This window comes from Rubripirellula lacrimiformis, assembly GCF_007741535.1.
GTDB classification, from domain to species: Bacteria; Planctomycetota; Planctomycetia; order Pirellulales; family Pirellulaceae; genus Rubripirellula; species Rubripirellula lacrimiformis.
In genome coordinates this window covers 3,766,658-3,789,093 of the sequence record NZ_CP036525.1, presented here as the reverse complement: position 1 = coordinate 3,789,093, position 22,436 = coordinate 3,766,658, and the positions used below count along the sequence as shown (strand labels likewise).

Annotated in this window: 18 protein-coding genes, 1 tRNA gene and 1 pseudogene; 13 read left to right on the top strand and 7 right to left on the bottom strand. The window is 56.1% G+C overall.

What is annotated here, in order from left to right; genetic code table 11:
* The first annotated feature begins 56 nt into the window (after positions 1-56).
* Both K227x_RS13390 and K227x_RS13385 read left to right on the top strand, forming a co-directional pair.
* A complete protein-coding gene (locus K227x_RS13390; protein ID WP_145170140.1) occupies positions 57-1,358 on the top strand; it encodes a Gfo/Idh/MocA family protein in 1,302 nt (433 codons plus the stop codon).
* Between the two features lie 231 nt (positions 1,359-1,589).
* The gene (locus K227x_RS13385) at positions 1,590-2,588 is read left to right on the top strand and encodes an endonuclease/exonuclease/phosphatase family protein (RefSeq protein ID WP_218933992.1); all 999 of its coding nucleotides are present in this window, start codon (positions 1,590-1,592) and stop codon (positions 2,586-2,588) included.
* A 73-nt stretch (positions 2,589-2,661) separates the two neighbouring features.
* Here the strand turns inward: K227x_RS13385 and K227x_RS13380 are convergent, their stop codons facing one another.
* The gene (locus K227x_RS13380) at positions 2,662-2,916 is read right to left on the bottom strand and encodes a GlsB/YeaQ/YmgE family stress response membrane protein (protein WP_145170136.1); all 255 of its coding nucleotides are present in this window, start codon (positions 2,914-2,916) and stop codon (positions 2,662-2,664) included.
* A 455-nt stretch (positions 2,917-3,371) separates the two neighbouring features.
* Here K227x_RS13380 and K227x_RS13375 point away from each other — a divergent pair, with 455 nt between their 5' ends.
* Positions 3,372-4,817, top strand: a complete 1,446-nt coding sequence (locus K227x_RS13375) for an IS4 family transposase (RefSeq protein ID WP_145167794.1) — start codon at positions 3,372-3,374, stop codon at positions 4,815-4,817.
* Positions 4,818-5,117: 300 nt separating this feature from the next.
* Here K227x_RS13375 and K227x_RS13370 read toward each other — a convergent pair whose 3' ends face one another.
* Positions 5,118-5,873, bottom strand: a complete 756-nt coding sequence (locus tag K227x_RS13370; protein ID WP_145170134.1) for a hypothetical protein — start codon at positions 5,871-5,873, stop codon at positions 5,118-5,120.
* 323 nt (positions 5,874-6,196) lie between these two features.
* Here K227x_RS13370 and K227x_RS13365 point away from each other — a divergent pair, with 323 nt between their 5' ends.
* The 3 genes from K227x_RS13365 to K227x_RS13355 are packed head-to-tail and all read left to right on the top strand — an operon-like array spanning position 6,197 to position 9,473.
* Positions 6,197-7,678, top strand: coding sequence for a sulfatase (locus tag K227x_RS13365; RefSeq protein WP_145170132.1), 1,482 nt, complete (start codon positions 6,197-6,199; stop codon positions 7,676-7,678).
* A gap of 11 nt (positions 7,679-7,689) precedes the next feature.
* A complete protein-coding gene (locus K227x_RS13360) occupies positions 7,690-8,580 on the top strand; it encodes a Kelch repeat-containing protein (RefSeq protein ID WP_246146776.1) in 891 nt (296 codons plus the stop codon).
* 2 nt (positions 8,581-8,582) lie between these two features.
* Positions 8,583-9,473 carry a metallophosphoesterase family protein gene (locus tag K227x_RS13355; RefSeq protein WP_391540435.1) on the top strand — a complete coding sequence of 297 codons (891 nt, stop codon included), beginning with the start codon at positions 8,583-8,585 and terminating at the stop codon, positions 9,471-9,473.
* Positions 9,474-9,833: 360 nt separating this feature from the next.
* On the opposite strand, the gene K227x_RS13350 is transcribed toward K227x_RS13355, so the two are convergent.
* Positions 9,834-11,219, bottom strand: a complete 1,386-nt coding sequence (locus K227x_RS13350; protein ID WP_145170128.1) for an outer membrane protein assembly factor BamB family protein — start codon at positions 11,217-11,219, stop codon at positions 9,834-9,836.
* A 575-nt stretch (positions 11,220-11,794) separates the two neighbouring features.
* Between K227x_RS13350 and K227x_RS13345 the strand changes: the two genes are divergently transcribed.
* Positions 11,795-11,868: transfer RNA gene (locus tag K227x_RS13345), tRNA-Arg, on the top strand.
* Between the two features lie 221 nt (positions 11,869-12,089).
* Here K227x_RS13345 and K227x_RS13340 read toward each other — a convergent pair.
* Entirely contained in the window at positions 12,090-12,290 is a 201-nt protein-coding gene (locus tag K227x_RS13340) for a hypothetical protein (protein WP_145170126.1), read from the bottom strand.
* Between the two features lie 223 nt (positions 12,291-12,513).
* Here K227x_RS13340 and K227x_RS13335 point away from each other — a divergent pair, with 223 nt between their 5' ends.
* The 4 genes and pseudogenes from K227x_RS13335 to K227x_RS13320 all read left to right on the top strand — a co-directional run bounded on the left by K227x_RS13335 (position 12,514) and on the right by K227x_RS13320 (position 15,573).
* On the top strand, positions 12,514-12,762 hold the full coding sequence (locus K227x_RS13335; protein ID WP_145170124.1) for a ribbon-helix-helix domain-containing protein: 249 nt from the start codon (positions 12,514-12,516) through the stop codon (positions 12,760-12,762).
* Entirely contained in the window at positions 12,759-13,139 is a 381-nt protein-coding gene (locus K227x_RS13330) for a type II toxin-antitoxin system RelE/ParE family toxin (protein ID WP_218933991.1), read from the top strand. The genes K227x_RS13335 and K227x_RS13330 overlap by 4 nt, the downstream gene beginning before the upstream one ends.
* Positions 13,140-13,243: 104 nt before the next feature.
* Positions 13,244-14,607, top strand: a pseudogene (locus K227x_RS13325) (IS3 family transposase); the annotation flags it as partial.
* A gap of 543 nt (positions 14,608-15,150) precedes the next feature.
* The gene (locus tag K227x_RS13320) at positions 15,151-15,573 is read left to right on the top strand and encodes a DUF6508 domain-containing protein (protein ID WP_145170120.1); all 423 of its coding nucleotides are present in this window, start codon (positions 15,151-15,153) and stop codon (positions 15,571-15,573) included.
* A gap of 340 nt (positions 15,574-15,913) precedes the next feature.
* Here K227x_RS13320 and K227x_RS13315 read toward each other — a convergent pair whose 3' ends face one another.
* The gene (locus tag K227x_RS13315) at positions 15,914-16,771 is read right to left on the bottom strand and encodes an endonuclease/exonuclease/phosphatase family protein (protein ID WP_145170118.1); all 858 of its coding nucleotides are present in this window, start codon (positions 16,769-16,771) and stop codon (positions 15,914-15,916) included.
* A 118-nt stretch (positions 16,772-16,889) separates the two neighbouring features.
* On the opposite strand from K227x_RS13315, the gene K227x_RS13310 reads away from it, so the two are divergent.
* On the top strand, positions 16,890-17,522 hold the full coding sequence (locus tag K227x_RS13310) for a DsbA family oxidoreductase (RefSeq protein ID WP_145170116.1): 633 nt from the start codon (positions 16,890-16,892) through the stop codon (positions 17,520-17,522).
* Positions 17,523-17,707: 185 nt separating this feature from the next.
* Here the strand turns inward: K227x_RS13310 and K227x_RS13305 are convergent, their stop codons facing one another.
* Positions 17,708-19,774 (bottom strand): alpha/beta hydrolase domain-containing protein, encoded by a 2,067-nt coding sequence (locus tag K227x_RS13305; RefSeq protein ID WP_145170114.1) that lies wholly within the window; start codon positions 19,772-19,774, stop codon positions 17,708-17,710.
* 223 nt (positions 19,775-19,997) lie between these two features.
* Positions 19,998-21,170: an LOG family protein gene (locus K227x_RS13300; RefSeq protein ID WP_145170112.1), complete on the bottom strand. Its 1,173-nt coding sequence runs from the start codon at positions 21,168-21,170 to the stop codon at positions 19,998-20,000.
* Between the two features lie 186 nt (positions 21,171-21,356).
* On the opposite strand from K227x_RS13300, the gene K227x_RS13295 reads away from it, so the two are divergent.
* Positions 21,357-21,806: a hypothetical protein gene (locus K227x_RS13295; RefSeq protein ID WP_218933990.1), complete on the top strand. Its 450-nt coding sequence runs from the start codon at positions 21,357-21,359 to the stop codon at positions 21,804-21,806.
* Positions 21,807-22,436 lie beyond the last annotated feature (630 nt).

Genomic DNA, 22,436 nt, shown 5'->3' with positions numbered 1-22,436 from the left:
CGACGTGGATCCCGCCTTCGCATCGTTTCCCACCTTTTTGCTAACGAGCTGTTTCCATGAACCCTACCGCCGATCGCCGTCTGTTCCTGCAAGGCGTTGCCGCACTGTCCGCATCCGCGTTGTCTGCAAACGCGATGTCATCCCCTGCCGCTGCGGCAGAGAAAACGGATGCCAACAGCCGTGTATCCATCGGAATCATGGGCACCGGTTCACGCGGCAGTGCGATCTCCAAGGGCATGCTGAAACTAGGCAGCGTCGACATCGCCGCGGTTTGCGACGTCGACCAGGCGGCCGCACAGCGAACCGCTGACTCGATCGCGAAGTCCCAAACCAAGCGTCCCGAAGTGTTCAGCGACTTCCGCCAAATGCTCGACCAAGATTCGATCGACGCCATCGTCTGCGCAGCCCCCAACCACTGGCATGCTCCGGCGACGATCATGGGATGCCAAGCGGGCAAACATGTCTATGTCGAAAAACCCTGCAGCCACAATCCGGCCGAAGGCGAGATGGCGATCCAGGCCGCTCGCGCTGCCAACCGTGTGGTGCAAATGGGCACCCAACGCCGCAGTTGGCCCGCGATCATCGAAGCGGTCGATCGGATCCACTCGGGGACCATTGGCGAAGCACTCTATTCGCGATGCTGGTACAACAATCGCCGACCTTCGATCGGACATGGAACCGAACAAACACCGCCCGACGGATTCGACTGGGACCTGTGGCAGGGACCTGCCCCACGCGTCGCCTTCAAAGACAATGTCGTCCCCTACAATTGGCACTGGAATTGGCTGTGGGGCAATGGCGAACTGGGCAACAACGGCGTTCACGCCATCGATGTCGCACGCTGGGGACTGCAGGCCACCTACCCCGAACGCGTCACTGCCGGTGGTGGCAAGTACCGTCACGATGATGACCAAGAAACGCCTGACACGATGATGGTCACCTACGACTTCCCGGACAAAAAGACCATCACCTGGGAAGGACTTAGCTGGTCGCCGTTGGGGCCGCACGGATCCCGATTCGGGCTCAGTTTTCATGGCACCGAAGGCTCCATCGTCATCAATGGATCCGGATTTGTGCTTTACGACATGAAGGACAAACAGATCGATCAGCAAACCGGCGCAGGCGGAGATCAGGACCACTTTGCCGATTTCGTTGACGCAATTCGCAACGACCGTCGTCCGAATGCGGATATCGAAATCGCACACCAAAGTACACTGCTGTGCCACCTGGGCAACATCGCATACCGAACCGAATCGGTGCTGCACACCGATCCGCAAAATGGCCGGATCGTCGATAACCCCGACGCAGCGAAACTGTGGTCGCGATCGTATGCTGATGGCTGGCAACCCAAGGTCTAAATAGCCTTCGGTCAAAACAGAAGGTTGTCGTTCCAGTTCGGGATTCCAGTTCAGTGTTCCGCGAACGTTCGCGGACAGGGTCTGGCCGCGTGCCCGATGCGTCACCGTTTGACAATCGCTAGAAAACTTGATGAACGGATATCCAACACGGTGCCACGCAGATCCCCCCAACCTGGACCACTGGATTCGGCTTCCTCGGTAATAGGGCCCTGGCAGCAACCGGTCTCTGCGTTGGCAGGCAACACAGCTCGGCCGCCAGTTCACGTGGTGGTTGCTGTCTTGGCAAGCATGTTGCTATTGGTCGCAGTCGTCACGGCGGCGGCTCCGTACAACTGGATCGCCAATCTGCTAGCGGAACTAAGGCTGCAGCAGTGCATCGCAATCTTAATCGTCGCTGCCTTGACAGTGCTTCGGCGTCAATGGATCGTGTTGACCATCCTGCTGATGACACTTTCGATGCATGCTCCCGCGATCTTTTCAGGGATCGGGCTCAGTTCGGCGTCAGCGCGTTCGTCGGGACCTAGCAACCGGGCCGTCCGCGATGCAGCACCATGGACCATCACCGTGGTGAATGCGTTGATTTCGAACCAACGACATGGGGAAGTGATTGCGGAAATTCTGCAGTCCGATCCAGACGTCTTCGTGGTGATCGAACTCAGCCACGAACTGTCCGACAAGATTTCGGCTCACACCGAACATTGTTACCCGCATCGCATGACCCGTCCGATCAGTGATCACGCCTTTGGCATCGGGATCTTTTCCAAACATCCGATTTCACACAGCGAGATTTTTTCGTTCGCTCATGAAATCGATTCGATCGCCGCAACGATCGATATCGATGGGCGAAAGTGCCGCGTTTATGCAACGCACCCGTTGCCCCCGGTCAGCGAGTTCAACTTCAACCAGCGAAACGATCATCTAACTCGCTTGGCTCGGAAGATTCTTACTGATCGCAAAACATCGCCTGGTCTGCCCACGGTCGTCGTGGGTGACATGAATGCGACGCCTTGGGCGCCCGCGCTGAGTCAATTTTCAAACACCACTCGACTTCGACTCGCTAACGTCGGTCTCGATTGGACGCCCACGCACTACAGCGGCCCCAGCTGGTTCCCTTTCGGAATCATGATTGATCACGTGCTGATCAGTCCAACGCTAACGTGCCTATCCAAAACAGTGGGCAAAAACGTCGGATCGGATCACCGATCGGTGACCTGTACGCTTGGTTGGTAGTTGCGGCCCGCTGCGAAACCGCTTGCGATCAAACACGCAGCATTCCCACCGCGGTCGCCCGCAATGTGGCGCATCATTCAATGCGACCCTGACGTCGACTCTGGACCGCCAGCAACACGACGGCCCCGATCACCGATCCAATCCAACCGCTGGACTGAATCACCGAGCCGCCGGTCAAGAAGTACCCGATCATTCCACCGACGAGAGATCCGGCGATCCCCAAGCCCATCGTCCGTAGGCACCCCAGCGACTGCACGCCAGGCATCATTGCACGAGCGATCAAGCCCACCAGAAAGCCAAACAGGATCCAACCAATCAACCAAAACATGAACGTTACCTAGGTGTTGTTGTAAACAAAGGTAGCCTTCGCAAGCTCGAAAGTGTTCTCAACGATTCAAACGCGTTAGCCACAACCCACTCAGAGAACAATTCCCGTACCAACGTCGCTTAGAAACGCAAAAAACGCACGAACACCGACTACACCAGGTCCCAAATCAACCAAGCAAGTCAAAAACCAACCACCGATACCAATTCCCTCGCTCGCAGACGCCATCCAATGAGCCGCCAGCCCATCAGACGCCACGCGATAGCGTCGGTTCCTAAGTGCGGCTTGCTCATGCCTCACACGATTCTTCTGTCCCACAGCCCCCTCACCCAACGCCGTTAAGGAAATTTTTCGAGTGAATTAGGTAACCAGGATAGCTTTTGGAGGGCCATAAATGAAATAAGCCAGGCTCCCCCCAAAATCCTCGACTACACCGTCGAAAGAAAAGGAGCCTGGCTATGAGTAACAGTGGCAAGGATGCTGCTTCGAAACAGAAGCAATCAATGACTCAAGGTGAACAGCTGGCCAAAGCGATTCGCTGGATCGCCAACGACCAATTATTCGCAAAGGTTCGTGTTCACGGCAATGCCAATTGGGTGCCGACTCACTTGATGCAGGTCGCAATTCTATGGGTTTGGAGTAGTCAATCATTGCTCGTCGAATCCACCAAAGACGCGATCAAAAGTGTCGAGAGCTTATTCGGTACGACCGGGATTCATTCGTATCAGACGCTGATCACTGCACTGCAGAAGTACACCGAGCAAATCCTTCCGCCACTGGTCCAACGAATGCATCATTTGATGGAGAAGACAGATCAAGCAAGTTTTCGCATTGGGATTTGGTTGGTGTTGGCCGTCGACGGTTCCCGCTTGGATGCTTGCCGAACCCTGGCCAACGAGAAGCGGTTCTGCAAGCCAAAGAACAAAAGGGGATCGAAGAAGAACAAGAAGAACAAGAAGAACAAGCGTGGTCGACACGCCAACAAACGAAAACCGGTGAGCAAAAAGAAGAACTACAATCCGCAGCCCGTCGGTCCTCAAGTCTGGCTTACGCTACTGTGGCATGTCGGACAGCGATTGCCATGGGCATGGAAAATCGGACCGAGTTATTCCAGCGAACGAGCCCATCTGTTGGAAATGCTGAATGCTTTAGACCTACCGAAAAACACGCTCATCTGCGGTGATGCTGGTTTCGTCGGCTACGACTTTTGGAACGCGATCGACAGCCACGGCCATCACTTCCTGACGCGTGTCGGAAGCAATTGTCGCTTCCTGAAGCAACTTGGACGGGTTCGCGAACGTGATGGCATCGTGTACTGCTGGCCGAAAGAAAAACAGCAACGCAAGCAGCCGCCGTTGGTCCTTCGGCTACTTCGCTTTCACGACGGACGTGGCGAAGTCTATCTCGTCACCAACGAATTGAACTTACGCAAGTTAAGTGATTCGCGTGCTGGGGAAATTTATCGAAAACGCTGGGGAATCGAAGTGCAATTCCGATCCTTAAAGCAAACTTACGGTCGTTCGAAACTGCTCGGGCGAACGCCGGATGTCGTCGAGCACGAGTTAACCTGGTCGCTTGTCGGTCTTTGGATGGCGCAGTTACTTGCGCTTCGCGAACAAATCGATCGGATCGAACCGGCGGCTCAAACGAGCGTCGCGATGGTGTTACGAATATTGCAAAACATCCTGCACTGCCCCAACGAGATACCCGCGCGGGGCGAATCGCTTCGGAGTCTCTTGGCCGGTGCGTTGACGGATACATACGACCGCGCAAGTAAAAAGAAAAGTCGCAACTACCCACGCCGAAAAGAGGAACCCCGGACCGGCCCACCCACAATTGAACTCGCCACCGCAGAGCAACAGAAGCTTGCCAAAGCTACACTGGACCTCTCAAATGCAGCATGAAAAATTTCCTTAACGGCGTTGCCCCTCACCCCAACCCTCTCCCCCAGATTCAATGCGAGCAGAACTCGCATTCAATCCGGGGGAGAGGGGGCAAAATGTGTCGATCGCACAACTCACGGTTTTCCCGAATTAGCAACCAACCAACTGCCACGCTATCAGCCGCCACGCGATAGCGTCGGTTATCACACGCGGCTTGCTTATGCCTCGTCCGATTCTTCCGCCAATCCGGGGGCAGAGGGGGCAAATTGTGTCGATCGCACAACTCACGGTTTTGCCTGCGTCAACTCGCAGCACAACGAATCAGCCGAACGTATTCGCTGCGGGGTCGGCACCGCCTTGGTGTGGATAAATGTCACGGTACAGCAGAAACAACGATCCGAACGACACTGGCAAAAACAGGATCGCGGGGACATAGCACATGCACGCCAGTGCGAACGAGATGATCATCAGCAGTGCAAAGAACCATACGATGCCCCATAGGTTCTTTCTCACACCTTGGATGCTCGCCTTGATCGCTTCCATCGCCGACAAGTTCCGGTCTGCGATCAACTGAAACGTAAAGATGAACGGCAGAGTGATGACGATGTTGGCCATCAGCATCAGCGGGTACATCAGGAAGATCGCGACGGGAAACGAAGGCGGCTGATTGTTCTGGGCAGCCTGAGCGAAAGTAGGCATGATCAACACCGCCATCGCGATCATGAACGGAATCATTACCACCATCGTCAACGCAATCAGACACAACGTGGCGATGAACGACTCTTTGAAGAAATCAAATCCCTTGAACACCGTCCCAAACTCTACCTTCTCGCGCCGTTCCAGTGATAGATAGCACAGGTAGATCCCGACCAACATCGGCCCCAGGATCAAACCGAATGGGACGACCGATCCAATCAGAATTCCGCCAAAGGTGATCCCTAGGAACAGCCAATATTGGTCCCCCAGCATCCGCCAACTACGCTTCAATAAGCCGATCGGACGGATGGCAACGCGGCGGATGTCCGTGTCGTTGATGGGGATGGAAGTGGTCGGTGCATAAGGATTGGCTTGGCTCATCTTGATCCTTTCAGGTCCAAGAAACTTGGACGACGTGATGCTTAGGACTGAGCGAAAAATAAGAGTCCGCCCCCTTTTGTGCGAAGCACCCGAGGGGCCCGTTCCCGGCAAACGGGGCCGGACACTTTTTTCTCGCACGATCCGTATCATACTGCACGCCGTCGCGGCGATGGTGCACGATCATCCGCTGGTCGCAACAACGTCCAATCGCCAACTCTGTGTCGGTTAAACTAGTGGAAGCTTCTCGGAGCCCCGGTCTACCTGGCAGCCCACCGCAACCCATGCTCCGCACCGCTCACCATCATCCCAAAAATGGCGACAAGATGAAAATTGCACTCTGGATCGTGACCGTCGCCAGCCTGTTTTGCTCGGCAGCGGCCCAGGCCCAACAACGGCCCAACGTTCTGTTCATCGCGATTGACGACATGAACGACTGGACCGAATTCCTGGACGGACACCCGCAAGCGAAAACGCCCAACATGGCGGCGCTGGCGCGTCGGAGTGTCAATTTCACCAACGCTCACTGCGCCGCTCCCGCCTGTTCGCCCAGCCGCAACGCCTTGCTGTTCGGTGTCGAACCCTTCCATTCCGGTCTGTACCCGTTCTACGACCTCGACAAAGTTCCCGAAGAAGTGCTGGCACCATTCACCAGCCTTCCGACTCTGTTTCGGTCCAACGGGTACCAGACGTTCGGAGCCGGGAAGATCCACCACAGTTCGAAACAACGGCCCGACGAATGGACCGATTATCATCAACGCAGCGTGCACGCACTGCACTACAACGCTGCCGCCGGCTACCAACAAGGCGATTCCCGCAAGATGGCGTTTTGCCCCACGACGGATCCCGTCGAAGTGCATCCCGATTACCAGGTCGCGTCCTACGGGATCGACGTCCTTGGCCAACAGCACGATAAGCCATTTTTCTTGGCCGTTGGGATTGTCAAACCACACCTCCCCTTTGTTTGCCCCCAACAGTTCTTTGATCTGTATCCCGAGGAAGTCGCGGCCCCGCGGATCAAGACCGATGATCTGAGCGATGTCCCATGGGCGGGCCGAGCGATGGCGAAATTGAACGACGATGCACGCTATCGCAAAGACCAAGCTTGGAACCGAGTCCGTCGCGCCTACCTAGCATGCATCTCGTGGGTCGACTTCAACGTCGGCCGCGTGCTGGACGCATTGGACGAAAGCCCGTATGCCGACAATACGATCGTCGTGCTGTGGTCCGACCATGGATATCACCTAGGCGAAAAACGCAGCTTCCGAAAGTTTTCGCTGTGGGAACAGGCGACTCGCGTTCCACTGATCATCCACGATCCCCGGCCACAGTCGGAAATGTCGCCCGGCGATTGCGACGCCCCCGTGTCGTTGATCAATCTGTACCGGACGCTGACCGACATGACCGGAATCGTCCCGCCCGACTATGTCGATGGAACCAGCATGGTGCCGCTGATCCGCGACCGATCTGCCTCCATCAATCGACCAGCGATCACCACCTGGGGCCGCGGTAATTATTCGGCCCGGGACCAAGACTGGCGCTACATCCGCTATTTTGATGGCAGCGAAGAACTCTACGACCACGATTCCGACGGGGAAGAGTGGACCAACCTTGCCGACGATCCCGCCTACGTATCCGAAATCAAGCGACTGCGATCGTTCCTTCCCAGGCACGAGGCACCGCTGGTCACCGAAGGGATTAGCCTTTGGAACGTCGTCGATGCCGACCAACCCAAACTCGGCAATGCCAAGAAAACATATCGATCGCTGAACAAAAACTCCCCACCTCTGGAATCATCCCACCCCTAAATCCCACCATCATGAACCATCCAACGACTGCACTATCCACTTTGATCCTGCTGGCGTGCGCAGGGCTGGCAACGTGTAACGCTCAAACACCCACGACCTCCGGCGATAACGATACCGGCAAGAAAGTTTCCGTCCCAACCATCGCAAGCCAGTCCGCTGCGGATAAGCTTGGCGGACGCGTGCTCGACGTCCAATGCAGCGGCACGTATCCGCGGCACTTGCAAGGGATCTGCAGCGACGAAACCGCGATCTACTGGAGCTTCACGACGACGTTGGTCAAGACCGACATGGACGGAAACGTGATCCGAAAGATCCCCGTCGTCGACCATCACGGCGATCTGTGTATGCATGACGGCCGACTCTATGTCGCGGTGAACCTTGGCAAATTCAACGATCCCGCCGGAAACGCAGACTCATGGGTCTACGTCTACGATGCGGCCGATCTGACCGAGCTTGAAAAGCACGAAGTCCAACAAGTCTTCCACGGGGCCGGCGGTATCGGATATCGCGACGGCCAGTTCTATGTCGTGGGCGGATTGCCCGATGCGGTCAACCAAAACTACGTCTACCAGTACGACCCCAAGTTTCAATTCGTGAAAAAGCACGTGGTCGAAAGTGGCCATACCCATCTGGGGATCCAGGCAGCCACGTTCGCAAACGACCGCTGGTGGTTCGGATGTTACGGCAACCCCGCAATTCTGCTGGTCACGGATGCCAATTTCCAAATGGTCGGAAGATACGAAAATGTCGGATCGCTGGGCATCGAAGGACTGGCCGACGGACGCCTGCTGATCGCGAACGGCAAGACTTCCAAATCTCATGAATGCACCGGAGGTTGCCGCACGGCCTTGCCAGACGCCAAATCCGGATTCCAGATCCAAGTCGCCCCCAACCAGGAATGAACATGCCCCTTTCCAATTCATCCATTCAAATCGGCCGTCGAGCTTTCCTGCGTGGCGGTACACTGGTACTGACCGCCGGCTGTGGCGTCGCCCCCCATCTGTTGTCACAGGAATCATCCCCGGGATTGCGAGTCGGCTTGATCACCGACCTGCACTACGCGGACAAATCACCGGCCGGAAACCGACACTACCGCGAAACGCTGACGAAGCTGGACGAAGCCGGCCAACAGTTCCAGCAGGACCGACCGACCTTCCTGGTCGAACTGGGCGATTTGATCGATGCCGCCGATTCGGTAGACGTGGAACTGCGGTACCTAAAAACGGTCAACCAAAAGTTTTCCGCGATCAGTCATGATCGACATTACGTCTTAGGAAACCACTGTGTCGACACTCTGAAGAAGGAAGAGTTCCTCGGTAGCGTGGAACAGCAGCGGTCGTACTATTCGTTCGATCGCGGCGGAGTTCACTTTATCGTCCTGGACTCTTGTTTCCGCAGCGACGGTGAACCCTACGGACGCAAAAATTCGAAGTGGACCGACGCCAATGTCCCAGCGTCGGAACTGGAATGGTTGAAGTCGGACCTGGACGCCAATGATCGCCCCGTGGTGGTCTTCGCCCATCAACGGATGGACGTCCAAAACAATCATGGTGTCAAAAACAACGCCGAGGTTCGACGCATTCTGGAACAATCCGGAAACGTCTTGGCGGTGTTCCAAGGACACAGCCACCAAAACGATTGGAACGAAATCGGCGGCATCCATTATTGCACCCTGGTGGCGATGGTCGAAGGAAGCGGGGAGCAGAACAACGGCTACTCGTTGCTAGACATCACCGCCGACGGCACGCTGCAATTGACCGGATTCCGCAAACAGGATTCCCACCAATGGAAGTGACCGCGGCACTAGCGGCCCTGCGTGCTGGGGTCCGTTATGGACGTGTGCAGGTGAATGCAACCAAGACGTCTTAACCACGAATCACGCGGACGACACGAATCAGAAACACACCCGCGCTGGACTATTCGTGTCATTCGTGGTTAACCGTTTCCAGACTTGCTGCAGCTACCACTTAAGATCCAACGGCGTAAGCAGCGCTCGGAAAATGTTCGTAGTACCGCCTTTAGGCGGATTCGGAACCGAACATCGGAGCCGACCCAGACAAGAAAAGCCGGCTGAAGCCGGTACTACGCACGGAGCGTACGACCAGCGTGTGCTGAGTCCCCTAGAGTTGGGCCCCAAACGAAAACAACAACGCCGTTAGTTTTCGATGCGATAGACCGCCTGATCAGTCCGCAAGATCAACGCGCCGTCGACCACCGCCGGCGACGCCATGATCTTGCCATCCAATTCACTCTCGGCCACCACTTCCGCATCCGGCCCTGGCGTCATCACGGTCACCTTGCCGTCATGCGAACCGAAATACAGGTGCTTGCCGATCAGTGTGGGCGACGCCGAGTAATCACCGCCGATTCGCTTCTTCCAGATAGGATCTCCGCTTTCGACGTCGAAACAACTGGCAACTCCGTTGTCCGAGATCACGTAGATCAGTCCGTCGTGCAACAGCGGCGATGGTCGGGCGGGGATGCCTGATTTCATGGTCCATTGGACGTGCGTGTCCGTCACGTCTCCCGATCCATCGACACGGACCGCCCACAGTTCGGGCTTTCCGAATCCGGTCGAAAAGAAAACCACGCCATCGTGGTAGACAGGTCGTGGCACGACCGAAAACCCCCTGCCATGGCGCAGTCGCCAAATCTCTTTGCCCGTCTTGGCTTGGTAGGCGACCATCCACTGGGCCCCCATGCAGACCAACTGCTCGCGTCCCAATGGATCGGTGATCGCGATCGGCGTACAGTACGACTTGCTGGATTCCGGCGAAGCGCCCGTGAACTCTGGCCGATCCGTTTCCCAGATCGTTTCGCCGGTCTGCGTGTTCAGGCCCGTGACATACTGGCGATCCATGCCGTCCTGGATCAGCACCAACACATCGTCCATGACGATTGGCGAACTGCCCGGCCCCACACCGTGTTCCAGCGGCAATCGACGCTGCCAAACGATGTCGCTGGTATGACGATTAACGCAAAAGGTTCCGTAGGTGCCAAAGTGACAATACAGATGGTCACCGTTGATGACGGGCGTCGGTGAGGCATAGCTGTTCAGCGAATGGATCGCATCCGGCTTTTCAATGCTGGTCAACTCGATGGTCCCCAGGATCTTTCCCGACGCCAGATCGATCGAGACAAGTTTCAACTCGATCGCCTTGGCAATCGCCAACTCCTTCATTTTACGATCCTCGATCCCCGATTCCCGCATCATCGCGACCTTCTCTTCGTCGGTCGCAGCGCGCTCGATCGCCGTTGTGCACCAGATCACACCGTCAGCGATGACCGGGGACGACCAAGCTCGCCCCGGGACGGGCGTTTTCCAAGTGACGTGCGAATCTTCGCCAAACGTCATCGGCACCGACTGGTCTGCCACGATGCCGTCACCGGCAGGCCCACGAAACTGAGGCCACACGCCATCGGCCGCCGCACGACCTGAAGCCGCGACGCCGATGACGAAAAGACAGACCGAAACAGCGATCGGAAGCCGAACGATTGGACGGCCGAGCCAGCAGGCAGAAAAGGTTTTCGATAGAGCCATGAAAAGAATCGAACCGGAGGGGTGGGGAAAGGAAAACGAGGGAGCGGAGAAGGGGCGACCAGTCCGGCCAAGCGTCATCCGCAACAAATCGGGACACAAGCCATGCCCAAGCCGCCACAGAACGCCCAAACGTCCCCCCACTCAGCCTGCTCCAGCATTCTAAACCAAACCCCATTCCATCCACGACCCAACACCCGCCCCCGCACAATGCCCCGTAGCGAACGTCGCCAAGACTTTCGGCCCCCCATCCATCCCCCACCGCGGCACCGAATCGACCGTTCGTCCTTTCCGCCCCCCAACCCTTGCGCACAAAAATCCCCACCACTCCGATCCAAAATCCAACCATCGCCCTCCGATCCACAGCCCTCAATTCCCTAAAATTCCTCTCACACGCCATCCCCCCCTCGATCACGCACCACCATCCACGCATCATTTCCTCGGAAAACCCGCGTTGACCGTCACGAACAGCCCATCGAAACCCAAAATTCAAATTCCTGGCCACGAACCGCCCCCAACGCCCTGGCGTCCCAAACTAGAAATTGTTAAATTCCCTCCACGCGAGCCAAACTCGCCATGCACCCCTAGCTCAATTGGATAGAGCATCGGTCTACGGAACCGAAGGTTAGTGGTTCGAATCCACTGGGGTGTACTTAAAGTGCTCGCAATTTGCGGGCTTTTTTTATGCCTTGTGAGAAGCTGACAGCGACTGTGGAAGTGCTTTTCACCGGATTGCACACGAGCGGTAAAATCAGCCCGTTTCATGGTCAAGCTGCTCAATTGACTGAGCAAGGCGAGCATCGACCGCTTCGGCAACATGCACTGCGCCGTCGGGTTCAGTCACATTGCTTGCCGCAAGACGGCAATCAACGCTTATTGCTCCAAGCGATCACGCCAGTAGCTTGGCTTTCGCTTCGCGTGAGCCAACGCGACGACGAAGACTTGTTGGGCGCGAATGACGTAGGCGAAAACAGACGGGAACTTCTGAAAGCGAAAGCCTCGCGTTTCCTGCAGATACGTCGCAGGAGCAAGCTGCAACGCAGCAGCGATCAATTGTTCAGCGGATTCGGGCATGAATGAATCTCACGCAAGCACGATGCCAGACCAGTCGGCATCGAATCAGCAACAACGTGCAGATGTTTGAGTGGGGCGGAGCAAGATCGACCGTGGAGCTGACTCAACCCGAGGCACTTCGGAAATTCGCAGCTCTTCCCCCCATCCTGCCCAAGTGTCGAATATTGACAAATAACGTCACGAATGATAACCTTGTCTGATTACTTCACGAGGAATCGATCTAGTGGCTAATTCACTCAATTTATCCCTGACCGACGAACTGCGGGCTTTCATCAACGAGAACTGTGGCGACGGCACCCTCTACGCAACTCCCAGCGAGTTTGTGCGGGATGTATTGCGGCAGGTGAAGCTGAAGAAAGAAGCAGCTGAGGCTCGCGATAGCATTCTATCCGGCTACCGGGATGCAATCGAGGGACGCACCGTGGAGTTCACTGGCGACCTTCGAAAGGCGATGAAGAAAGCCAAGTCGTGAGTTCGAAGAAATCGCGAAGACTAGCTCTCACGCTGCCCGCCCTGGCATCGATCAACGAAATCGACCAGTACTCAATTGAGAACTGGGGCAACGAAGTTGCTGCACGCTACATCGATGATCTCGAAGCCGGGCTCATCAGAATCCAAGAGCAGCCAGAGCTTCTTCGCTCTCAACCGGGGCTTGACACCGACCTCAGCTTCTACCGCGTTAACAAGCACCTGCTTGTTTGTGATCTACAGAAGGCGTCGATCATTGTCTTGGCGGTGCTTCACGCGTCACAAGACATACCGGAGCGTTTGGCCGAACTGGAGCCAACGCTTGCTAAAGAAGTGGAGATTCTCCACAAGAAGCTCCAAGCTGCTGAGCGGGATAGATAGAGCTTCTTAAAAGGAAGGCTGAATACCAAAACGTTCGGCCCTCTGTGCCAACATGCGTGAGACAACTTTGAATTTCATCAGAGTTGAGGGCATGGAGCATTCGCATGACCGATACCGCCAACAAAAAAATTGAAAAAGATCCCGAGGTGACACAGAAAGCGGCCCGTCGCCGCTTCACCGCCGACTACAAACGCCGTATCGCCCTGGAGGCCGAAAGCTGTAGCGAGCCCGGAGAAATCGGGGCGTTGCTCAGACGCGAGGGAATTTACTCCTCGGTCCTGGCAAAATGGCGTCGTCAATTGCGGGAGGAATCATTGTCATCATCGAAAAAGTCTAACGGCAAAACTTCACCAGCCGATCAACTCAAACGTCTTGAACGTGAGAACGAGCGGCTCAAGGAGAAGCTCCGCCACGCCGAGCTGATCATTGACGTCCAAAAAAAAGTCTCGGAGATGATGCAGATACGATCACACGAGAAGGACGACTGACAGCCGCCAAACAACTGAGTGAAACAGTCGGCGTCGCGGCGGCTTGCCGTGCGATGAATGTGTCGCGTGCGACGTTCTATCGTCGCCGCGACCCCGATCGACAAGCCGCGCCGAGGCCGGCGCCCGCTCGAGCTCTATCACCGCAAGAACGCCAAGAAGTACTTGATCAACTCAACAGCGAGCGTTTCGCTGATCATGCACCACGACAGGTCTACGCCAAGTTGCTCGACGAGGGCGACTACCTGTGCAGCGTGCGAACGATGTATCGCATCTTGGCCGACAATCAAAGCACACGCGAACGACGAAACCAGCTGAAGCATCCCGAGTATCGCAAACCAGAACTGCTCGCCACCGCGCCCAACGAAGTCTGGTCTTGGGACATCACCAAACTCAAGGGCCCCGAAACATGGACGTACTACTACCTCTACGTGATTCTGGACATCTACAGCCGCTGCGTCGTTGGCTGGATGCTGGCCGATAGCGAGAGCGCCGACTTGGCCAAGCAGCTGATTGAAACCACGATCGACAAGCAGAACATTCCACCCGAACAACTGATCATTCACAGCGACCGGGGACCTTCGATGACATCTCACAGCGTCGCGCAGCTACTCAGTTCGCTGGGCGTCACCAAATCACACAGCCGACCGCACGTCTCCAACGACAATCCGTTCTCGGAAAGCCAATTCAAAACGATGAAGTATCGACCTGAGTTCCCCAAACGCTTTGGCTGTTACGAAGACGGCTTGCAGTTCTGTCGCACGTTTTTCACCTGGTACAACAACGAGCACTATCACAGCGGCATCGGGTTGCTAACTCCATCATCGTTGCACTTCGGCCGCGCCGAGGAAGTTACTGCCGCTCGCACGCAGACTCTTCATGGTGCGTGGAAAAAAACACCCGAGCGTTTCGTTCACGGAATTCCCAAGCCAGCAAGTGTTCCCAAAGCCGTCTGGATCAACCCTCCCAAACCAATCGATGAACGCAAAAGGGAAGCCCCCGAGCCAACCTGCCCGGGAGCTTCCGAAGAAACGTCTTTGACGCACCCTCGATCCGATTATCCCTTGGACGGTTGCGTCCCCGCAGAGCCGTCTTCCGTTTCACCGGACGAATCAACCTTACCACCGAAAACACCTTTGAACACCCGAGCGATGCCTGAAAAAATCCCGGGGGTTCGGGGGCTGGCCCCCAAGTGCGCTGGCATCAATCACTGAACCGTTTAGAAAGTTGTCTCAATGTCGTTGACACATTCCGCGGCCCTCTTCCCGGTGCTTGAGCTAGCCATGCTCTTCGAGGCAAGTCAAGCGTGTTCGGAAACAATTTTGGTTGATGTTGATTCACACCGATTGCTTACCTTCATTCACTTAGTCCGATAGGTTGTTGCAATCGGCCGAGAACACGAAGACTACCGGGCGTAACTGCAGGTTGAAAATTGCCCTGAAAACGTTCAAAAAGGGACCGGAGGCGTCCACAGCTGGACCCAATTCACGCGTCCCGTGCCCATCGCGCCAAGAACGATACAAATCATGACCGACGAAAATCTCGAGATGCCCCCTGTAACCCCCGAACAAATCGATTCGATTGTTCCGTTCCTTGAACGATTCGAAGTGGAGGGATTCGTTGCTGGCGAGTGGAAAGGCAAACCCGGGCAATATCCCTGGTTCCAATTTTCGGACGATGTCAGGCAGTTCTTCGACTTACTCTATCTGAAGGATTGGGTGTCGCCCAAATGCAACTGGACTCAGTGGCAGGACACGGCAAAGACGTTCATCGATACGCCATCCAAAATCGAAACCGCTGATGCTCTGACGATCCAAAGGCTATTCACCACCCATGTTCGTGCGGACCGATTCTGCGAAGGACATCTGGCGTCGATGTTCGAAAGCGGGCATATCGTGTTGCTGCTTCGGCGTTTGAAAACGATCCGAACCGCAATGGGCAAGGTCTAGGGTTCCATCAGGCCGATGTGGTTTCGGGACCGGGTTGAACCGGTGGAGCTTTTGTTTGCGAAGCTGAATGGGCCGGAAGATCGGGCGGTATGGGGTTAGAAAATGGAGGAGTTAAAAAATCGTTCGCTGGTCGCGGTTCCGTTGGGGCGGTGTGACAGATGGACGGTTGGGTTGTCGTTGATTGGATTGAGCAACGTTTGTCCGATTCTGCGAGGTGGTGTGATGGGTTGCCGGATCGGCGTTCCTTGATCCGGCCTACTTGATGCCAATCAATTTCCAACCCAATGTTGAATTGATTGCCTTGGGTGGGTTTCAGGGGGGAGTGACTCGCGGCGTTTGACTAGTACTGAAACACGGCCAACTGTGGCAGGTGATCGCTTAAGGCAAAGGATTCTTGGTCGTTGATGTTCAGCCGAAACGCTCCTTCGAACAACGGCTTCGATTCGACAACTCGGGCGGCAATCGGTCCAGCGGCCATGACGTAATCGATTCGCCATTTGGGAATGTCGGATTTGATCGTGAGGCCATCGCCTTGCCCCACCTTGGCAAAGGTGTCGACCCATCCGGCGTCGATCCAAAGCTTGTATTCTTTGGTGTCGGGACCGTGATTCAGATCGCCGATCAAGAGCATCGACCGTCCGGCATCGAGATCCGTTCGCATCGATTCGATCATGGCTCGGACTTCTCGCAGGCGAACCGTGGGGTCGGCGGTTGGGTAGAGATGGGCCGAATGGATAATTAGCGGTTCGTTGCCGGAAATTTCAACGGTTGCTCGCCCCCAATGCCTGGTGAATAGCTCCTTCGGTCTATCGCCAATCACCGGCGCGTTCTGGGAATCGATGATTTTGGATTTACTCAGCAGGGTTCCTGGCCAGCTTCCGCCACTGGGGAAACGAACGTGATTCATCCCCAAAATTTCCGCAACCTCTTTCGTCAGCTGCTCCTTGGGGGACTCCGAGAAGTTGATAATGTCGGGATCGTGCAGCGACAACTCCTGCGCCAATCGCCTTGCCATCTGGCCTTTGGCGACAGCTTGCCCGGCCAAGTGGCGTTGCTGTGGCCAGCCCGCGAGCTTGTAAATGTTGTAGGCGATGACTCGAAGTGACCTCGGTTCTGGCTCTGCAGCGAACACGTTCGCATTTGCCATCGCGAGGCCGGACCCGAGTGTTCCGCAGAATTGTCGGCGTGAAATCGTCATCGTGTTCTCCAAGGTTGGGATCGCCAATTCTATCCCGGCTTTGTGTGCCGCGATAGAATTGATGCAACGTCGATCACGTTCATCTGGATCGATTTCTATCGCTGAGCAAAGAGCCGACATGAATCTTACCGTCGATGTTGTTTCGGATGTCATCTGCCCATGGTGTTACATCGGCAAGCGGCGGCTCGAAACGGCGATTGCTGCTGTTGATGGCCAGCACGAGGTGCGGGTTCACTGGCATCCGTTCCAACTGAATCCGACGATGCCAAAATCAGGCATCTCTCGCAAAGAGTATCGCACCCAAAAATTCGGCAGCTGGGAACGATCGATGGAGCTGGATGCCCAAGTCATTGCTGTGGGTGAATCGGAAGGAATCCATTTCGCCTTCGACAAGTCGGAGCGAACACCGAACACGGTCGATGCCCACCGATGCATCTGGCTGGCCGACCAACAGGGTTGTCAGGATACGGTCGTCGAGGGACTGTTCCGAGCCTACTTCATTGACGGGAAAGACATCGGCAAGCGGCAAACACTGATTGAAGTCGTTGCGGAAGCAGGCCTGGACCGGCAAGCTGCCGACGCCATGCTGGACAGCGACGATGGCATGAGCGTCATCTCAACCGGCAGAGAAATGTCGCAGCGCCTTGGCGTCACAGGCGTACCGTTCTTCGTCATCAACCATACGATCTCGTTGTCTGGTGCTCAGGCTCCGCAGACATTTCTAGATGCCTTTGAACAGGCCAATCCCTGAAACGCATCCAGACGATCTCGAAACAACACCTGTTGGTCTTGTTGACCGTGGCTGACCCGGAACACGACCGCAGCGTCATCGATGCGGTGCAGAGCAGGTCCGGGCGAAACGAAGGCCGAACGACATGCAAGTCGCGATTCGACAACGGCGACGATTATTCAGGGCGAAAGTTGACGCGTCAGTTCTTAGGGCGCCGATCGATTCCAGGGATCCGCATCGCGGGCTTCGGCCAACATCCGTATGGCATCTTCGGCTAGCAAGAAACTTTGCTGCCACAGAGTGCTGACGGCTGCGGAGTATTTCGAAAGGTATTCCGATTGACTGCGATATCGCTCGGTAAGGGGTGTACGAGAATCGCCGCTCGCTGAAACCGCAGGAAACGGCAGATAGCCTCCGTTTAAGTCCGCCAGCGAACCAACCGCCCCCAAGGCCTCGTCTCGCAGATTCCAGCCCATGTATGTGGCAGTTGGCACGGAAACATCGGGCAAACGGATTCCAGATCGTTCATTGCCATCCGCATCAACGGCCGGAACAAGCGTGCGATACGGTTTGCCCACAGTCGGAGGAACTGTATCGGCGATCCCATCGGTCATCCAGCGCGGTCCAGGATTCAATCGCAACGGCTGGTAGCAGGTGGTTGGCGTGTCCACGTTTGAAATGCTGGGAAACTGAGTTCGGAACTCCTCGACACTCACCAGCGTGCCGTCGTCGATTCTGGGATACTCGCTGGGCGGCGGCTCGATTTCATGGGCGACCCAAGCGTCCATCGACGTCAGCAAAGCTCGCAGTACCGGGCCACGATGTTTGAGCGGGTTTCGCATGTATCGGCAAATCCCACGGTCAGTCGCAGTCGCCCCCAAGTGCTGAGAACCTGCGATCAGATAGATGCGAGTATTCGCTTCCGGATCGACATCACGCGATCCGTTGACATCGGTATGCAGCAACGAAGCCGCTCGGGACCAATACTCGGTGGAGGATTGGACGAAGAACAGTTTCGGCAGTTCGCCTTGGCCTCGTAATCTTGCTAATGAGTCGCCCGTTGCGCCGGTCTCTGGATCCTCCTGCACACTGGTAGCGAACGGGAAGAAATCGGCAGGCGATAGATTTTGCCGCAGCTGGGTTCCATAGACTGTTGCCATTCCAAAACGACTGTTGAACAACCCTTTACCGGCGCCCGCAACATGGATCACAGCACCGTCAAAAATCGTGCGACCGTCGGAGTCTCGATTGAAGCCTTCGTACATGAAGTGATGGGCGAGTCGCCCAGACTGCGAAATGCCAAAAATGATGGCGCGATCACACGCAGCGGAAAGCGGTTGATTTGTCGCAGCCGAGCGATCACCTTCGCCGTATCGAAAAAACGAAACCGCGTCGCGAATACCGGCGAGGCCCAACCCGGATACTCGAGGATCACGCGCCGTATACAGCAGTTCATAGATCCACCCCGGCTTCATCCCCGCTTTGACGTAGAGGCTTGTCGGATTCGCAGTGACCTTTCCATCATCGTAGTCGGCAAACGCCCAATCGGTTCGAGGCACGACGATCGCATCAGCGGATCGACTTTCGCGTCGTGTCAGTCTTGCGCCCGCATCGTGCAAATCAACCGTCGGGTATCCGGCGGCGGTTCCCCATTGGCTAAAGTAGAACGCTTCACTGAACTTCGGTTCATCGACAATGAATTCAACGTAGTTGCGTCCCGTAATCGTGGTTCCATCACTGTTTTTTGCGATCGGCAGTCCCGCCAGCAGACGACCGGTTCCATCGTCGACGACATCACCGTTCCAGCCAGTCCATAGAACGGAATATCCTTCACGCATCAGGAACCCGTTACCCGCGTGCTGCATCGTTGATGGCGTGGCAGACATTTCAGCGTCGTTGAAAGTCCACAGCGCAAGCTTGCTGCCTCGGTTGTGGACATCGTACAGCAAGCAACCGTTGCCCTTGCGGGGATCAACAGGTCTTAACAGAAAGAAGTCTTGCCAGTACTCGACCTGCCCGCCTGCATTCCGGGGCGGAAGCTCTAGATCGCAGATCCGGACGTTCTCCTCCGCAATTGGATCGATCTCGAAATGCAGTCGACCAGAGATGGACTCGTAGGCCCCAACCTGCCCGAACGGATGTCCATTTGCAAAAAGCTTGCGCTCGGCAATCTCAACACGAGAGACTTCGCCGCGTGTGGTGCTTGGCGCTAACAAAAACACAGCGACGATGCCGACGAATAGCAAACGTTTCATTTCGGACCTGACATTCATGATTCTTAGACTCGTGGTGCAAACATCATTCGCTCTGCTCGACGTGCCCGCGACCGTCACTGACTGGGCCACGATGGCCGTTTTCAAACGGCGTTGCACAAGCGGCATCCCGAAAGGTGCGGACTCCGCTTGTCGAAAACCGCACTTCGACCTCCGCGCGGGTTCCACATCGTAACGAGTCGTCTGACCATTGGGGGACCAAGGCGATCGAGTGGGCGAAGTCCTAGCACTTGAACCGTGGTTTTTCCTTCTTTGCGTAGATCACGGGGTCAAACATTTGGATCCTTCGAACGATTTCATCTTCGGAATCCGTCAACGCAATCAACTCACCGTACTCTTTCCCCTTGGCGACCGCGGCCAGCAGCGGCCAAACCGGTCGGGTCTTGGTCCAATGTTCTTCGCCGAACATGATCATGGGTGAAAAAACGCCTTGGTTGCCGTAGTGATTTTGGGCGGCGTCTTGGAACACTTCCTGGGTCGTCCCAGCGCTGCCTGGTGCAAAAATGACTCCGTGGTTCGCGACCGCCAACAGCCCGTCTTCCCGAACACTGTTGGCAAAATATTTGGCGATGTGAGTCGCGAATGGAGTCGGCGGTTCGTGACCGTACAGCCACGTCGGAACACCGATGCTTTTGCACGCAAACTCTTTCCCTTCCGGAATCGGAAACGTCCCCATCACTCGCCACGCACGATGCAGCCAGTCGGGATCGGCGTATTCTTGTCCTGGTTTTCCATCGGCAGGACGCTGTTTGATCATTTCGATCGCAGCGGTCAGTTCATCGATTTTGCGTGCAGCGAAATACGCTCCCAGATGCGTCGCCTCCATCGCTCCCGGACCACCGCCACTGACCATCAGGAATCCTGCCTTCGTCAACAGACGCGACACTCGAGCGACCTTGGCGTAAAAAGGATCCTTTCGCTCCATCCCGTGCCCGCCCATCACGGCGACGACCTTCCGCCCCTCCAGCTCCTCTTCCAACGCGTCGGTGATCGAATGGTCGTGCAGACGGCGGGCGAGACTGGTGTTGATCAGCTTGGGCGATTTTCCCTGGCAGTAGTACTGTTTGTAGACTTTGAAATCGTACGTCAGTTCGTAACCCTTGGGTTCGTTGATGTCAAACCCGTCAAAGAGTTCCTGGACGGAGTACAGCGATTTGCGATGGACCTGAAATTCGTATCCTTTCAGGTTTGGAATCACGACCCCGCCGGTCTGGACAATGTGCCCGGCGACTGCGGCGTCCATGTCACAAGACAAGAAGATCGAGTCGGGAAATTTCTTGCCGGTGATCAACTTGGAATGCTTGCTGAGATCCAGGTCCTGGACCGCAGCCGGCTTGCGTTCAGGTGACTTCGCCGCCCAGGCTTCGAACGATGGGATGTCGGAGATTTCTTTCATGGCTTGCCCCGCGAGTTTGTAGAATCGAAAATGCGTCCTTGCCAACCAGCCGCCGTGCAACAAATCAATTTACCAATTTTGCGCCAGTGACGAAGCAAATTTTTGGTTCTGCGGTTGGAGTTCTTGGAATAGGATTTGGATCGATAGGCAGTATGCTTATCCCACGACTGGAGAAGGAATGAATTTGTGACGACGCTGCCTGAAACAAATCCGTATGCACCGCCTAGCACGAAGTGTTCGACAAGTGTGAAGTCGCGATCGCGCGGAACGGCGCTGCTGACGACCGTTGCGGCAGCCTGCGCGATCGCATTCGGCTGGTTCACGGTCATCTTGCTACGATCAGGAGGCGACGACCATACGGGCGGAATGATGTTTGCCGCGAACATCCCCGTGGTGTTGGCAGTGGTGCTCACATCGGCGGTCTCGTTACGACTGTGCCGCGACTCTGCGATGATCGCGGCAGGGGTCCAACTGATGATCACCGCTGCGATGCTAGTCATGAGCATTGGTGACGCGTGGCCAGTCATCATCATCAACTCACTGGTCATTTTGCCGTGCATTGGAATCGCAGCCTGGGCCCGGCGGCTAAACCGAGCCCGCCAACAATCCATCCTGAGTCCCCAGGACATCCACTAGCGACAACGGAAACCACAGAGGCACGCACGGAACGCCGAATGCAATCGACCTGGCGATTGCCGAGATCCCGGATGCCTTCCCACGCGGTGCATCCCACGCGTCACTATGCGAATTGCCCGTAGCGAGACTCGCCAAGAGTTTCGGCCGCACGCGAAGCCCGTCGCGTTGCGTTGTTAGGGATCGGTTTGAGGTTGGCGGGATGCGAATTGCCCGTAGCGAGACTCGCCAAGAGTTTCGGCCGCACGCGAAGCCCGTCGCGTTGCGTTGTTAGGGATCGGTTTGCGGTTGGCGGGATGCGAATTGCCCGTAGCGAGACTCGCCAAGAGTTTCGGCCGCACGCGAAGCCCGTCGCGTTGCGTTGTTAGGGATCGGTTTGCGGTTGGCGGGATGCGAATTGCCCGTAGCGAGACTCGCCAAGAGTTTCGGCCACACGCGAAGCCTGTCGCGTTGCGTTGTTACGGATCGGTTTGAGGTTGGCGGGATGCGAATTGCCCGTAGCGAGACTCGCCAAGAGTTTCGGCCGCACGCGAAGCCCGTCGCGTTGCGTTGTTAGGGATCGGTTTGCGGTTGGCGGGATGCGAATTGCCCGTAGCGAGACTCGCCAAGAGTTTCGGCCACACGCAAAGCCTG

What these genes read in the sequence shown, in the direction of transcription:
- K227x_RS13390 (WP_145170140.1), top strand. Translation starts at nt 57, where the DNA reads ATGAACCCTACCGCCGATCGCCGTCTGTTCCTGCAAGGCGTTGCCGCA.
- K227x_RS13380 (WP_145170136.1), bottom strand. Translation starts at nt 2,916, where the DNA reads ATGTTTTGGTTGATTGGTTGGATCCTGTTTGGCTTTCTGGTGGGCTTG.
- K227x_RS13375 (WP_145167794.1), top strand. Translation starts at nt 3,372, where the DNA reads ATGAGTAACAGTGGCAAGGATGCTGCTTCGAAACAGAAGCAATCAATG.
- K227x_RS13370 (WP_145170134.1), bottom strand. Translation starts at nt 5,873, where the DNA reads ATGAGCCAAGCCAATCCTTATGCACCGACCACTTCCATCCCCATCAAC.
- K227x_RS13365 (WP_145170132.1), top strand. Translation starts at nt 6,197, where the DNA reads ATGAAAATTGCACTCTGGATCGTGACCGTCGCCAGCCTGTTTTGCTCG.
- K227x_RS13360 (WP_246146776.1), top strand. Translation starts at nt 7,690, where the DNA reads ATGAACCATCCAACGACTGCACTATCCACTTTGATCCTGCTGGCGTGC.
- K227x_RS13355 (WP_391540435.1), top strand. Translation starts at nt 8,583, where the DNA reads ATGCCCCTTTCCAATTCATCCATTCAAATCGGCCGTCGAGCTTTCCTG.
- K227x_RS13350 (WP_145170128.1), bottom strand. Translation starts at nt 11,219, where the DNA reads ATGGCTCTATCGAAAACCTTTTCTGCCTGCTGGCTCGGCCGTCCAATC.
- K227x_RS13340 (WP_145170126.1), bottom strand. Translation starts at nt 12,290, where the DNA reads ATGCCCGAATCCGCTGAACAATTGATCGCTGCTGCGTTGCAGCTTGCT.
- K227x_RS13320 (WP_145170120.1), top strand. Translation starts at nt 15,151, where the DNA reads ATGACCGACGAAAATCTCGAGATGCCCCCTGTAACCCCCGAACAAATC.
- K227x_RS13315 (WP_145170118.1), bottom strand. Translation starts at nt 16,771, where the DNA reads ATGACGATTTCACGCCGACAATTCTGCGGAACACTCGGGTCCGGCCTC.
- K227x_RS13310 (WP_145170116.1), top strand. Translation starts at nt 16,890, where the DNA reads ATGAATCTTACCGTCGATGTTGTTTCGGATGTCATCTGCCCATGGTGT.
- K227x_RS13305 (WP_145170114.1), bottom strand. Translation starts at nt 19,774, where the DNA reads ATGAATGTCAGGTCCGAAATGAAACGTTTGCTATTCGTCGGCATCGTC.
- K227x_RS13300 (WP_145170112.1), bottom strand. Translation starts at nt 21,170, where the DNA reads ATGAAAGAAATCTCCGACATCCCATCGTTCGAAGCCTGGGCGGCGAAG.